General features: G+C 63.8%; 10 protein-coding genes and 3 tRNA genes. 2 read left to right on the forward strand and 11 right to left on the reverse strand.

Features of this window, described 5'->3' with window-relative positions; genetic code table 11:
- Nucleotides 1–52: 52 nt before the first annotated feature.
- Nucleotides 53–859, forward strand: a complete 807-nt coding sequence (locus tag ACFVSJ_RS08845; protein ID WP_387435993.1) for a transglutaminase family protein — start codon at nt 53–55, stop codon at nt 857–859.
- Here the strand turns inward: ACFVSJ_RS08845 and ACFVSJ_RS08850 are convergent, their stop codons facing one another.
- From ACFVSJ_RS08850 to bcp, 7 genes are all read right to left on the reverse strand, one after another.
- Nucleotides 860–1,336, reverse strand: coding sequence for a MarR family winged helix-turn-helix transcriptional regulator (locus ACFVSJ_RS08850; RefSeq protein WP_387435995.1), 477 nt, complete (start codon nt 1,334–1,336; stop codon nt 860–862).
- Complete coding sequence (locus ACFVSJ_RS08855) at nt 1,336–2,460, reverse strand: LLM class flavin-dependent oxidoreductase (protein WP_387435997.1); 1,125 nt, start codon at nt 2,458–2,460, stop codon at nt 1,336–1,338. The genes ACFVSJ_RS08850 and ACFVSJ_RS08855 overlap by 1 nt, the downstream gene beginning before the upstream one ends.
- 137 nt (nt 2,461–2,597) lie before the next feature.
- Nucleotides 2,598–5,831, reverse strand: coding sequence for an efflux RND transporter permease subunit (locus ACFVSJ_RS08860; RefSeq protein WP_387435999.1), 3,234 nt, complete (start codon nt 5,829–5,831; stop codon nt 2,598–2,600).
- A gap of 65 nt (nt 5,832–5,896) precedes the next feature.
- Nucleotides 5,897–7,402: a malate:quinone oxidoreductase gene (locus tag ACFVSJ_RS08865; protein ID WP_387436001.1), complete on the reverse strand. Its 1,506-nt coding sequence runs from the start codon at nt 7,400–7,402 to the stop codon at nt 5,897–5,899.
- A 79-nt stretch (nt 7,403–7,481) separates the two neighbouring features.
- Complete coding sequence (locus ACFVSJ_RS08870; RefSeq protein WP_387436003.1) at nt 7,482–9,149, reverse strand: ABC transporter substrate-binding protein; 1,668 nt, start codon at nt 9,147–9,149, stop codon at nt 7,482–7,484.
- A 195-nt stretch (nt 9,150–9,344) separates the two neighbouring features.
- Nucleotides 9,345–9,426: transfer RNA gene (locus ACFVSJ_RS08875), tRNA-Leu, on the reverse strand.
- A 61-nt stretch (nt 9,427–9,487) separates the two neighbouring features.
- Nucleotides 9,488–9,961: a thioredoxin-dependent thiol peroxidase gene (bcp, locus tag ACFVSJ_RS08880; RefSeq protein WP_387436005.1), complete on the reverse strand. Its 474-nt coding sequence runs from the start codon at nt 9,959–9,961 to the stop codon at nt 9,488–9,490.
- Nucleotides 9,962–10,046: 85 nt separating this feature from the next.
- On the opposite strand from bcp, the gene ACFVSJ_RS08885 reads away from it, so the two are divergent.
- Nucleotides 10,047–10,499, forward strand: a complete 453-nt coding sequence (locus tag ACFVSJ_RS08885; RefSeq protein WP_387436007.1) for a MarR family winged helix-turn-helix transcriptional regulator — start codon at nt 10,047–10,049, stop codon at nt 10,497–10,499.
- Nucleotides 10,500–10,582: 83 nt separating this feature from the next.
- On the opposite strand, the gene ACFVSJ_RS08890 is transcribed toward ACFVSJ_RS08885, so the two are convergent.
- From ACFVSJ_RS08890 to ACFVSJ_RS08905, 4 genes are all read right to left on the reverse strand, one after another.
- Nucleotides 10,583–10,658 (reverse strand) — tRNA-Lys (locus tag ACFVSJ_RS08890).
- A gap of 193 nt (nt 10,659–10,851) precedes the next feature.
- Nucleotides 10,852–10,927, reverse strand: a tRNA-Lys gene (locus ACFVSJ_RS08895).
- Between the two features lie 117 nt (nt 10,928–11,044).
- The gene (locus ACFVSJ_RS08900) at nt 11,045–12,196 is read right to left on the reverse strand and encodes a PQQ-dependent sugar dehydrogenase (RefSeq protein WP_387436169.1); all 1,152 of its coding nucleotides are present in this window, start codon (nt 12,194–12,196) and stop codon (nt 11,045–11,047) included.
- Nucleotides 12,197–12,252: 56 nt separating this feature from the next.
- Nucleotides 12,253–13,224, reverse strand: a complete 972-nt coding sequence (locus ACFVSJ_RS08905) for a hypothetical protein (protein ID WP_387436009.1) — start codon at nt 13,222–13,224, stop codon at nt 12,253–12,255.
- Nucleotides 13,225–13,311: the final 87 nt, after the last annotated feature.

Genomic DNA, 13,311 nt, shown 5'->3' on the forward strand with positions numbered 1-13,311 from the left:
ATCCACGCACGGCGGCATGGGGGCTGTCCCGCCGCAACCAACCCGGAGATTAATGGAACGCAACGTAGCTGCCAAGCTCGTTTTCAAGACCGTCGCGAACACCAAGGTTGCCATGGCCGTCGCCGTGGCCCGCAACCCCGGTTACGACTCCCTGACCGAGACGCTCTCCATCACCAGCGAAGGCAATGACGTCCCGTTCGCCGAACTGGCGGACCATCACGGCGGCCGGTTCCAGTACATGGAGTTCACGGAGCCGAGCGAAGTCACGGTGGACTACCAAGCCACGGTAGTGGGCAGGGGAGTGCCCGATGCCTCCGAGCCGATGGAACTTATCCGCTACGTCCGCCCCAGCCGCTACGCGGAATCGGACAGGTTGCTGCCCACGTCCTACGCCGAATTCGGAGGGCTGCACGGGACCGAACTCTTGTCAGCCGTGCGCAACTGGGTCCACGGGGAGCTGCGCTACGTCAGCGGATCGTCCCGGGGCACTGACGGCGCGGTGGAGACGCTCCTGCACCGGCGCGGCGTGTGCCGCGACTTCGCGCACCTGGCCATCGCCCTCTTGCGGTCCAAGGACGTGCCCGCGCGTTTGGCCGCGGTGTACGCTCCGGGCCTGAGCCCCATGGATTTCCACGCCGTCGCCGAGGCTTACCTTAACGGTGGTTGGCACGTCATCGATCCAACAGGCCTGGCCCCGCGCGACGCCATGCTCCGGATTACGGCAGGAAGGGACTCCTCGGATACGGCCTTCCTGTCCACTGTCGGAGGCAGCCTTTCCCTCAAGACCCTCAAAGTCAGCGCGTCCGTTAACGGCGAGTTGCCCGGGGAAGACCCCGGGCAACTCATCGTGTTGCGTTGACTATTTGACCCCTGCCGGGTGCCCGGCGACGGATGCGCGGAGCTTCTCCGTCAGGCGGAGCAGCTCGCGCTGTTCGTCAGCGGTCAGGGCCGGGGCGACAAGATGGGCGATGTCCCGTACGTGCTCGCGTCCAATCGTTTTCTGCAACTCGCGCCCGGCTTCGGTGAGGGACAGCAGGACTCCCCGGCCGTCGTCGGGCGCTGCCGTCCGCTCCACCAGCCCGCGCTTCTCCAAGCGGTCCACCAGCCGGCTGAGGCTGGATTGGCTGAGCAGGACCTTGTCGTTGATTTCGTTCTGGCGCAGCTGGCCCGAAGGGCAGCGCGAGAGCGTGAACAGGACGTCGTACTCCTTGACTGGAAGGGCCTTGAAGGCGGGACCCGATTGCAGCTTCCGCATCACCGCCACCTGGGAACGGAACAACGACTCCCAGGTTTCGGCGGCGAGGCGGACGGCAGAGGATGCCGAGGGGCTGGACATCAGGACTCCTGTCCCGCAGCCCCGGCTTGTGCCGACTCGCTGACGCTGGCCTCGAGGGCCTTGGCGACGCGGGAGGCGTGCGTGGGAGCGTCCGGTACATGGGCAGGCTTCCGGGACTCGTATTCCTTGCGGAGGACCGGCAGGACTTCCTCGCCGAACAGGTCCAGCTGTTCCAGGACGGTCTTCAGCGGCAGGCCGGCGTGGTCGATCAGGAACAACTGCCGCTGGTAGTCGCCGAAGAACTCACGGAAGGTGAGCGTCTTCTCGATGACTTCCTGCGGGCTGCCCACCGTCAACGGGGTTTGCGAGGTGAAGTCCTCCAAGGACGGACCGTGGCCATAGACCGGTGCATTGTCGAAGTACGGACGGAACTCCTTCACTGCATCCTGCGAGTTCTTCCTCATGAAGAACTGGCCGCCCAGGCCGACGATCGCCTGGTCTGCCTTGCCGTGGCCGTAGTGCTCGAAGCGCTCACGGTAAAGGCCGATCAACTGCTGGTAGTGCTCCTTGGGCCAGAAGATGTTGTTGGCGAAGAACCCGTCGCCGTAGTACGCGGCCACTTCGGCGATCTGCGGTGTGCGGATGGAGCCGTGCCAGACGAACGGTGCAACACCATCCAGCGGGCGGGGCGTGGAGGTGAAGTTCTGCAGCGGCGTCCGGAATTTGCCGGACCAGTTGACCGTATCCTCGTCCCACAGCTTGCGGAGCAGGCTGTAGTTCTCGATCGCCAACTCAATCCCGTCCTGGATGTTCTTGCCGAACCAGGGGTAGACGGGGGCGGTGTTGCCGCGACCAAGGACCAGGTCCACCCTGCCATCGGACAGGTGCTGCAACATGGCGAAATCCTCGGCGATCTTCACGGGATCGTTCGTGGTGATCAACGTGGTGGCCGTGGAGAGCGTGATGCGCTCGGTCTGGGCTGCGATGTAGGCGAGCGTGGTGGTAGGGGAGGAAGAGAAGAACGGCCGGTTGTGGTGCTCGCCGATGGCGTAGACGTCCATGCCGATTTCTTCGACCTTCTTGGCAATGGCCACGGAGGCCTTGATGCGCTCGTTCTCCGTGGGTGTGCGGCCCGTGGTGGGGTCAGTGGTGATGTCGCTGACGCTGAAAACGCCGATCTGCATGATGTGCCTTTCTCCCTGCCCGTGGTCCCGGGCTCTGCTCAACAGTGTACCTGAAAGTAGATGCATTTGCATCTATCACTGCCTGTAACAGGACAGGGCCGGGAAATGTTCCCGGCCCTGCAGTGGGTTCAGTGGCGCTATTCCGCGGGGTTGTGGGCAGCCCGCCTGCCGGTGACGCGCGGCACGGCGCCAGTGGTCCAGTCGCCGAAGTCGTCGCCCCCATTGCCCCGGGCGGGCGCTTCAGGCTTCTGGTGCAGGGCTTTCTGGAGTTGTTTCCGCTCGCGGCGGCCTTCCACCAACTTGTAGAGGACCGGTACCAGTACCAGGGTCAGCGCGGTGGAGGAGACCAGCCCGCCGATCACCACAATGGCCAACGGCTGGGAAATGAAGCCGCCTCCGCCGGTCAGTCCCAGGGCCATGGGAGTCAGCGCGAAGACAGTGGCCAATGCCGTCATGAGGATGGGCCGCAAGCGTTGCCGGGCGCCATGGGTGATGGCGTCCGCAACGCTCATTCCCGGCCTTCCGTCGTGCGGTTTCCTGTATTGGTTGATCAGGTCGATCAGCACGATCGCGTTGGTCACCACAATGCCCACCAGCATCAACATGCCGATCAGGGAAGGAAGGCCCAGGGGAACACCCGTCAGGAGCAGGAGCCCCACGGCCCCGGTGGCCGCGAACGGAACCGAGACCAGCAGGATCAGCGGCTGGATGAGCGACTTGAAGGCCGCCACCATGATGACATAGACAATCGCGATCGCGGCCAGGAGGGCAAGGCCCAACTGCCTGAAGGACTCAGCCTGCTGCGTGGTGGCCCCGCCAACGGCCGCCGTGACGCCGGCCGGCAGCTGCACGGAGGCCAGGCGCTCCTGGACCGCTGTGCTGACGCTGCCCAGGTTGGAGCCCGACGGCGTCACGGTCACCTTAGCGGTGCGCTGGCCGTTGCTGCTGGTGATGGACACCGGTGTGTCCACCTGCTCGACGGCGGCAATGGACTCAAGAGCGATCGGCCCACGCGCCGTGGGGAGCTGGACTGCCTTGACCGCTGCGATGCTCGTGAATCGGGTGCCCTTGCCGATCTGGACGGGGAAGTCGTTGGTGCTGATGCGGACGGTGCCGGCCGGAACGGGGCTGACCGTCGAGGCGAGGAAGCCCCCCACTTGTTCTTCGGTCAGGCCCGCCGCTACGGTTTTGGCCCGATCCACCCGGACCTGCACCACCGGTTGGCTGGCGGCCAGGTTGGTGGAGACTTCCGTGCTGCCGGGAACGCCCTCCATGGCCTTGACCATGGCATCGCTCGCTGTCTGCAGGTCGGCCGAGTTGGCGGCCTTGATGGTGATATCCACGGTGGAGGAGGTGCCGAAGCCACCTTGCTGGGAGCCCACCGTGATTTTGCCCGCAGCATCGGCAAGCTTGGCCCGGACCTCGTCCTGGAGCTTCTTCTGGTTGGCCTTCTCGTCCGTGACAATGGTGTAGGTCGAATTCGAGGCGCCCGTGGATGTCAGGGCCGCGAAACCTGTCTGGGCGTTGCCCGAGGTTACCTGCACGTCTTTGATGCCCTCCGTGCCCCGCAGGATGTCCTCTACCTTCCCGGCTTCCTGGCTGGTGGCCTCGAGGCTGGTGCCGGCCGGAAGGACCTGGCGCACCGTCATGCTGTTTTCGCCGGACCGCCCCAGCAGGTCCGTCGCCAGCAGGGGAGACGCTGCGGCTGTGGCCACCAGGATCAGGACAGCGGCGGACAGGGTGATTACCGGGTGCTTCTGCGTTTTGGCAAGGATGGGCAGGTAACCGCGCTGGAGCCGGGTCCGCTGCTCGGCCTCCCTGGCTTGCTCTGCCGTGGTGGCTTGCCGGGGCGTGCTGGCTCGGGCGCTTTCCGTGGCGTGTTGCTCCGCCTTGTCCCGTGCGGGTGCGGCCAGGAACCAGTAGGCCAGCACCGGGACGATGGTCAGTGAAACGAGCAGCGAAGACAACAAGGCGATGGTCACCGTCAAAGCGAACGGCCGGAACAGCTCGCCTGCGAGATCCCCCACAAATGCGATGGGGAGGAACACGGCAACCGTGGTGAGGGTGGAAGCGGTGATGGCCCCCGCTACTTCGCGGACGGAGGTCACAATGGCCGCCAGCTTGTGTTCGCCGTAGCTCAGGTGGCGCTTGATGTTCTCGATCACCACGATCGAGTCGTCCACGACGCGCCCGATGGCGATGGTCAACGCGCCAAGAGTAAGGATGTTCAAGGAGTACCCGGTGGCTGAAATGCCGATGAAGGTGATCAGCAGGGACAGCGGGATGGATACTGCGGTGACCAGCGTCGACCGGACCGACATGAGGAACACCAGGATCACGGCAACGGCAAAGCCCAATCCGAGGAGACCCTCGGTGGTGAGGTCCTTGATGGACTTCTCGATGAACGGTGCCTGGTCGAACACCGGGGTGAACACTGCATTGTTGCCCAGCTCGGCCTCCATCGGCGCGATGGCGTCCCGGACAGCGTGCGAGATGGCGACGGTGTCACCTTCGGGTTTCTTCGTTACGGACAAGGCCAGGGTCGGCTTGCCGTTGGTCCGGGTGATGGATGTGGCAGCGTCGTCTTCGATGCTGACGTCAGCCACGGCTCCGATGGTTGCCGCACCCTTGGCTCCCGTCAGCGGCAGGCCCTTGATGGCGTCCAGCGAGTCGACGGGACTGCCGAGCTGCAGGGAGAGTGTTTTGCCCTGGTCCTCGATGGTGCCCACCGGAACCAGCGTCCCGTTGTTCTTCAAGGCCGCACTGATGGCCTGGACGGACGCCCCCGAGTTGGCGAGGTCCGCCGGCCGCGGTTGGATCAGGATGTGCTGCGTTGCGCCGCCAGTCACGTCGGCGCCGCGGACGCCGTCGATCTTTTGCAGGCGCGGGACGCTCAGGCGCTGGAGGTCGGCATTGAGTTCGCTGAGCGGCTTGTCCGAGGACACGGCCAGGAACACGATGGGGAAATCGCTGATATTGCCGGCGATGGACTGCGGCTCCACGTTTGCCGGAAGTACGCGTTTGGCGTTGGAGATGGCCCGGTCGATCTGGTTCCGGGCGCGGTCCAGGTTGGAGCCGTACGTGAACACCATGGTGATCTGCGAAACGCCATTGCGCGAAGTCGAGGTGGTGGACTCGAGTCCCTCGACGCTGTTCAGGGCGGTTTCAAGGGGCCGGCTGAGTTGCTTGTCCACCACCTCGGGAGAGGCCCCGGGCATGGAGGTGACTACGGTGATCTGGGGGAACTCGATGGACGGAATGAGTTCCTGCTTGAGCGAACCCATGGTGATCACGCCGAACACCGCCGCAAAGACGGTGATCAGCGCGATCAGGGCCCGGTTTCCCAGGGACAGCGTGGCCAGGCGGAACATTGCATTGTCTCCTGAGGTCTACGGAAGAGTTCGGCTGACGGAACCGGCCGCAGCCCCTGGGTGGCCTAGCTCTGGAGTGCGGTCGCTGTATCCAACTGCAGCGAACGTGCCGTGCTGGCTTCCAGTTCGGCGGCGAGCTCGGCGTTTTCGTTCAGCTTGACGCCGTAGCCGGGCATCATGTCCTTGAGCTTGGATTGCCAGCCCTTGAAGTTCTTCGGGAAGGACTTCTGCAGCAGTTCGATCATGATCGGCACGGCGGTGGAGGCTCCGGGGGACGCGCCCAGCAGGGCACCGATGGAGCCGTCGCGGGATGCGATGACCTCGGTTCCGAACTGCAGGATGCCGCCCTTTTGCGGATGCTTCTTGATGATCTGCACGCGCTGGCCAGCGGTGATGAGTTCCCAGTCTCCGCCCGTGGCCTCGGGGTAGTACTCGCGGAGGGACTCCACCTTGGCTTCGTGGCGCTTGGCCACTTCCTTGATGAGGTAGGCCGTGAGGTCCATGTTGTCCTTGGCCACCGCCAGCATGGGAATGATGTTGCTTGGGCGGATGGACAGGGGAAGATCCAGGTAGCTGGAGGTCTTGAGGAAGTTGGTGGAGAAGCCGGCGTACGGGCCGAAGAGGAGTGAACGCTTGCCATCGACGTAACGGGTGTCCAAGTGGGGGACGGACATGGGCGGCGCTCCCACGGACGCCTGGCCGTACACCTTGGCGCTGTGCTGGGAGGTGATGGCCTCATCCGTGCACCGGAAGAACTGCCCGGAAACGGGGAAGCCGCCGTAGCCCTTGCTTTCCGGAATGCCGGAGGCCTGCAGCAGGTGGAGTGCGCCACCGCCGGCGCCCACGAAGACGAACTTGGCGCGGATCCGGCCGTGCTCGCCGGACTTGGCGTGCTTGAGGGACAGATCCCAGCCACCGCCCGGAGCGCGGCTGATGTTGGTGACGTCGTGGCCGTAGTTGACCTCGGCCCCACTGCTCTGCAGGTAGCTGGTCAGTTCGCGGGTCAGGGCGCCAAAGTCGACGTCGGTGCCTTCAGGGGCGTGCGTTGCCGCCACGCGCTGCTTCCGGTCGCGGCCCTTGACGATCAGCGGAGCCCACTTGGCGATCTGTGCCTGGTCCTCGGTGTACTCCATGCTGCGGAAGAGGGTGTTGGGCTTCAGTGCCTCGTAGCGGGTCTTCAGGAAGTTCGCGTGGTCGTCGCCGATGACGAAGCTCATGTGCGGAACGGTGTTGATGAAGCCCTTGGGGGAGCCGATCACGTTGCTGTCCACCAGGTGGGACCAGAACTGGCGGGAAAGCTGGAACTGCTCGTTGATGTGGATGGCCTTGGAGGGGTCCACCGAGCCGTCCTTGGCCGCGGGGGAGTAGTTGAGCTCACACAGCGCGGCATGCCCGGTGCCGGCGTTGTTCCAGGGGCCGGAGCTTTCCAGTCCGGCTTCGTCGAGGCGTTCGAACAGGGAGATGGTCCAGGTGGGTTCAAGTTGCTTGATGAACGCACCAAGGGTGGCACTCATGATTCCGCCGCCAATAAGGACGACGTCGGCGTGTTGAGTCTTGGAAATGAAGGTCACAATCAATCTCCGATAGCGGCGGCACTGGCTGTCACAGAATATCCCCGGGCGCACCCAATACTGAAATTGCCGGGAATCGTCAAGGCTTTAAGCGGACGTTTGTGAAAACTTCGTTCAAGACCGGCGAAGCCGGGTAGCTTTCCACCTTGTTCGAAAGGGCCAGGGCCGAGATCGGGAAGGCTACGGGGACCGCAGGAACGGAGGCCGCGATCTGCGCGTTGATGGACTGGTACTCGGTGTTGCGTCCATCACCATTGGGCAGTGCACGGGCACGTTCGATCCTGTGGAAGACATCTGCGTCCGAGTAGCCGAACTCAGGCCGGGCCTCGCCGAAAAGCGGTCCCAGGAAGTTGTCCGCATCCGCATACGAGCCGTTCCAGCCCAACAAGTGCAGGGCATGGTCGCCGGGAGACTGGACCTTTTGCAGGTATCCGTCCTCCCACTGGACGGGAACAGGCTTGATGTTGAAGCCCACGGCCACCAGTTGGCGGCTGATTTCGGCGTAGATCTTCTCGGGAGTGGGCAGGTAGGCCCGCGTCGCGTTCAGCGGGTAGTAGAACTTGAGTTCCTCGCCGTTGTAGCCGGCCTTCTTCAAAAGCTCCTTGGCCTTGTCCGGGTTGTAGCCCAACGACGGCGCGTTGTTGTTGAAGCCACTCAGTTTCGGGGGTACGAACTGGGACGCCTGGGCCGTGTTGTCGATGAAGAAACGGCGGATCAGTGTTTCCTTGTCGATGGACATTTCGATTGCCTGGCGGACTTCGAGTTTGTCCAGTGGAGCCACGGCCTGGTTGATGCCCAGGTACATCACGGAGAAGGGATCCCGTTGGATGATCTGGACGCCCTTCTTTACCAGTTGGTCGAAGGTCCCGGAGGTGACCAGGTCATAGGCGTCGATCTTGCCGTCCAACAACGCCTGCTGGCGCGTCTCGGCGCGGTCGTAGGGGATGAAGTTGATGGTGGCGATCTGGCCCCTGTTGCCCCAATAGGCCTCGTTGGTGGTGAGGGTGACCTTCTGGTCGTCCCACGCGCCGAATTTGAAGGGCCCGGTGCCCACAGGATGGGTGGCGTAGGCGGAAATGGCCTGTCCGTTCCGGTGCGTGTCCAGGACGTTGGCTTTCTGGGCTTCCAGCGCCTTGGGGGAGGAGATCGCGAAGGCTGGAAGAGTCAGGGCCTGAAGGAACCCCGTGAAGGGTCGCGTCAGGTTGATCTGCACATCAGTGGGCGAGACAACCTTGCAGTCCTTGAAGATCGAGAACACGGGCTCGTCGGAGTAGGCCTTGAAGACGCTTTGGAAGGAGATGCCCGGTGCCTGCTTGCGGAGGTCCGCGGGGAACGTGAACCAGCGGTTGAAGTTGGCACAGACTGCCGCGGCATCAAACGGCGTTCCATCGTGGAAGGTGACTTTTTCCCGGAGCGTGAAATCGTAGCTCAGCCCGTTGTTGCTGTCCTTCCATTCCGTGGCCAGCAGGGCAGTGGTTTGCCCGGTGGAGCCGTCCACGCCTACGAGGCCTTCCAGGACCTGCCGGGTCACCCTGTAAGCCTCGGAATCGGAGGTCAGGGCGGGATCCAGGCCCAGGGGCATGGACCCCGTTCCAAAATTGAAGGTGGCGGTGGGAACCGCCGGAGTGGAACTTCCAGTGGAGGAGGACGGCGGGGGGCCGGGGGTTCCCGTGCAGGCGGCAAGTCCCAGGGCCACGATGACGGCACCGAATTGCTGGCCCAGACGCCGTATCTTGCTGCTTGCCACTCTTGTCCCCTCAAGCCGGTTGGAAGTGCGCGGCCGGCTTCGGCCAGACCGCATTCCAGTCTAAATGAACGTCCTGTGAGCCCGGTCCGGCTGCATGCCGCAAGCACGCCGGAGGCTGTTCCCCAGCTTCTTGAGGAAAATACCCCCGGTCAGCGACCGGGGGTATTTCAAGGAAATGCGTGGATGCAACCACTGTGCGCAAGGGGGGACTTGAACCCCCACGCCCGAAGGCACAGGAACCTAAATCCTGCGTGTCTGCCAATTTCACCACTCGCGCGGGCTGGCCGCGACCGACTCCGGGGAGGACCGCGGCCACGTATCGGCCTCCAGTGTACCCGCTACTTATCGAGCTTGAGGTCGCGCCGCAGTTTGGCGACGTGGCCAGTGGCCCGGACGTTGTACTGGGCCAGTTCCACCTCGCCCTCGGGATCAACCACGATCGTTGAACGGATCAGCCCCATGTAGGTGCGGCCGTAGTTCTTCTTTTCGCCCCAGGCTGCGTAAGCCTCGGCCACGGCATGGTCCTCGTCAGAGAGCAGCGGAAAGGTCAGTTGCTCTTCGTTGGCGAATTTCGCCAACGCTGCGGGGGAATCGGGCGAGATGCCCAGTACCTCGTAGCCTGCTCCCTTGAGCGATGCCAGCGAGTCGCGGAAGTCGCACGCCTGCTTGGTACATCCGGGGGTTGAGGCGGCCGGGTAGAAGTAGACGATTGTTTTCTTCCCCCGAAAATCCGAGAGGGTGATCTTCTTCCCATCTTTGTCAGTGAGTGTGAAGTCCGGGGCTGTGTCCCCCGGAATGAGTCGTTCCACCAATATTTGCTCCTAGATAACGTTCGCGATTCCCCAGTTTAGTGTGCGGAAGCCGCAGCACAGGGGGCCTGCCGCATATACTGACGGCATGCCTGATATGGAGAGATGGCCCACGACGCGACTGCTTTCGACCGCTGCCCGGCTCGTGGAAATCTCGTGGAACGAAAAGTTAAAAGCGATTGGCCTGACTCATGCAGGCGTTATTGCGATGCAAGTACTCGCGGTCAAAGGCCCCATCACCCAGGCCGCGTTGGCCGAAGTGGCGCGTGTCAAAGCCCAGACCATGGGTACCACCCTTGCGAGGCTCGAACTTCACGGCCATGTGACGCGGCACCGCAGCGACTCCGACCGCCGCAGCCACGTTGTCACGTTGACCGAGGCCGGAAGGGAAGCGCTCTCGGAAGCCGTCAAGCTTGAGCAGGACGTCCTGGCACCGGTCGCCGTGGATACGGCCAGGCTCCGCGATGAACTCCGGATTGTTGTGCGCGGGCTCATCGGAGCCCCCCTCAAGGAAGAACCCACTGACGACATCAACCTCTAGGCGCTTCCTGGCTTCGGCCAGGAAGGCCTTGGGCATAAAGAAAAGGCTCCGGATCGCCAGTAGCGATCCGGAGCCTTTTCTTTTGGTGCACCCCCCGGGACTCGAACCCGGAACCCATTGATTAAGAGTCAATTGCTCTGCCAGTTGAGCTAGAGGTGCAACTGCTGTTTCGGTTTTTACGAGGAATTGATTTCCTCGTTGACCTCCGCAACGACAGACAACTCTACACCACATTTTGAACGCCGTTGACCACTTTTGGCAAAGAGTGACGGACCACACATGCGGGCGATTTCGGGCTTCGGGATGGACAGCAAAAGGCCCCGAAGTGAATCTCACTTCGGGGCCTTCAATTTGGTGCACCCCCCGGGACTCGAACCCGGAACCCATTGATTAAGAGTCAATTGCTCTGCCAGTTGAGCTAGAGGTGCAGCTGTTGATTTCGATCAATCCAAGGTCTTTCAGATCCTTGGCGATCTCCGCAACGACAAGTAACTCTACACGACTTCCACGGAAGTGCGAAATCGACCTCCGGGCGGCCGTGTTCGTCACTGCGAAGGCCGCAAAACCAGCACGAAATCAGGGTTCCTGTTGTTGCTCAGAACCCAGAGCGACCCGTCCGGACCCTTCACCACGTCCCGGAGCCGGCCATATTCCCCTGTGAAGAAAGCCACAGGAGTGCCTGCCGTTTCCCCGGCCAGCGGCACCGCCCACAAGCGCTGCCCCCGGAGCGCTCCCGTGTAGGCCACGCCGTCGAGGATTTCCAGCCCGCTCGGTGACGCATCCGCCGTCGACGGCCACACCACTTTGGCGTCCAGGAAACCGTTCCTCCCCGGGGCCCCTGTGACGGTGGGCCAGCCGTAGTTTCCGCCCGGGGTGATCAGGTTCAGTTCGTCGTCCACGTCCGGTCCGAACTCGCTGGCCCAGAGTCGCCCGTCGGCGTCCCACGCGAGTCCTTGGACGTTGCGGTGCCCGTAGCTGTAGACGGGGTTGTCGCCGAAAGGATTGCCCGGAGCGGGCTTGCCGTCTGGGGTCAGCCGCAGGATCTTGCCGCCCAGGGCCTTGATGTCCTGGGGTTGCTCGCGGCGCTGGGAATCTCCCGTACCAACGTAGAGGAATCCGTCGGGACCAAACCGGATCCGGCCGCCGTTGTGCGTGGAGGCCTTGGATATCCCGGAGAACACGACGTTGGGTTCGCCAACGGAGAGGCGGCCGGCGGAGTCGCGGGTCAGCTTCATCCGGGCGATGCGGTTGTCCGTGCCTGAGGTGAAGTAGGCGTACAACCAGTGATCGCTGGCGAAGCCAGGGGACAAGGCCAGTCCCAGCAGGCCGCCTTCGCCGCCAGGTACGACGCCGGGAACCTCACCGATGCTTGTTGCCCGGCCATCGCGGATCTCCTTGAGAAGGCCCGAATCGCGCTCGGAAACCACAGCCGCGCCGTCCGGCAGGAAGACCGCCGACCACGGCAGCTGCAATCCGACGTCGAGCTTTTCCTTGAGCAGCGGGCGGGCAGGCGTGGCAGAGGGCGACGCAGTGACTGGAGCGCCGCCGACCGCCGTGCTGCTTTGCTGCTGCGTGCCGCCCGGCGTCGCCGCCGTGCCGGGCGACGACGGACTGCCCGTGCAGCCAGTTGTTGCCCCCAGCAGCGTGCCAGCCAACGCCAGCGCACGCATCTTCAGGCGAAACCGCGCCCTCGGCATGGCCCTGTCGGTCTTCAACTCAGGCGCCCGGGGATGGTAATCGGACCGTTCGCCGGCTAATGCCGGCTGCGACGCGGCGGGCGGAATCCTGCCGCCTCCGCGTGCGCTGCCGATTCGAACCATACGTCGGCGGGAGCTTCGACGTAGGTGGCGGCGTCCTCGTCCTGGTAGGTCATGGTGCCGGCATCGCCCTTGACTGGATACCCTTCGGGACTGCTGCCGTCGGGGGCTGCGCCCGAGGATCCGGCGCCGTAAGGCTGTTCGGCGGCAAGGTGTCCCGTGCCTGTGGCGACTGGTTCGTCCGGCTCTTCCGCGGCCGCTGTTTCGGCTCCGGGCAGTGTGGGGGAGTGGGCACCGGTGTATTCGTGGTGATGGACCGGGGTGCCCGACGCGTCCGTCCACGACGATTCCCATTCGGCCTTGTCGGCAGCTTCCTTGTCTGCGGCCTCGTTACTGTCCGCGGCGTCTTTGCGCGCAGCTTCGTCAGCTGGTGCGACGTCGTCTGCCGTGACTCCTTCCGGGGCATCGGCGGTGTCAGGCCCGGTGGGCGCCGCTGCGGTGGCCGGGGCTTCGGTTGCCGGGGCTTCGGTTGCCGGGGCCGTTGTCCCGGCGCCACCGGACGGCCCGGACTCCCAGTCATCCACATCACCGGCGCCAACGGATTCCACCCTGACGTTGGTGTCCACCAAGGGCTCATCCACCACAGGTTCATCCAGCACGGGAGTTTCGACGACCGGTTCGGCTTCTGCCGTGTCTCCTGCCGGGCCGCTGCCTTCTGCGGCAGCCTTGCCGAGGTGGGTCACACCCGCGATGCCCGCAATGCCTGCGGCCGCTGCGGCGGTTTCCGGCATGGACGGGACGTCGCTTGGCTCCATGGCGGCAGGTGCCGCAGTCCCGCGCTGTCCCGGCGTTCCAGCCCGGGAATCGTTCGGTGCGGACGGTGAATTCCTTGCGTTGTTGCGGCTTGTCAGCCACCAAACAATGGCGACGACCAGCACAATAACAATGACCCAAATCAACCAGTCCATGGTGATGCCCTTCTGCTTTCGGGGTGTGCAGCGTTCCAGTGAGTCGTAATTCCGACGTTACGTGGCTGCCTATTGACTGTCCAGCAC

The sequence above is a fragment of the Paenarthrobacter sp. NPDC058040 genome (assembly GCF_042885775.1).
In the GTDB taxonomy this organism is placed as follows: domain Bacteria; phylum Actinomycetota; class Actinomycetes; order Actinomycetales; family Micrococcaceae; genus Arthrobacter.

What these genes read in the sequence shown, in the direction of transcription:
- ACFVSJ_RS08855 (WP_387435997.1), bottom strand. Translation starts at nt 2,460, where the DNA reads ATGCAGATCGGCGTTTTCAGCGTCAGCGACATCACCACTGACCCCACC.
- ACFVSJ_RS08885 (WP_387436007.1), top strand. Translation starts at nt 10,047, where the DNA reads ATGCCTGATATGGAGAGATGGCCCACGACGCGACTGCTTTCGACCGCT.
- ACFVSJ_RS08860 (WP_387435999.1), bottom strand. Translation starts at nt 5,831, where the DNA reads ATGTTCCGCCTGGCCACGCTGTCCCTGGGAAACCGGGCCCTGATCGCG.
- ACFVSJ_RS08845 (WP_387435993.1), top strand. Translation starts at nt 53, where the DNA reads ATGGAACGCAACGTAGCTGCCAAGCTCGTTTTCAAGACCGTCGCGAAC.
- ACFVSJ_RS08850 (WP_387435995.1), bottom strand. Translation starts at nt 1,336, where the DNA reads ATGTCCAGCCCCTCGGCATCCTCTGCCGTCCGCCTCGCCGCCGAAACC.
- ACFVSJ_RS08905 (WP_387436009.1), bottom strand. Translation starts at nt 13,224, where the DNA reads ATGGACTGGTTGATTTGGGTCATTGTTATTGTGCTGGTCGTCGCCATT.
- ACFVSJ_RS08900 (WP_387436169.1), bottom strand. Translation starts at nt 12,196, where the DNA reads ATGCCGAGGGCGCGGTTTCGCCTGAAGATGCGTGCGCTGGCGTTGGCT.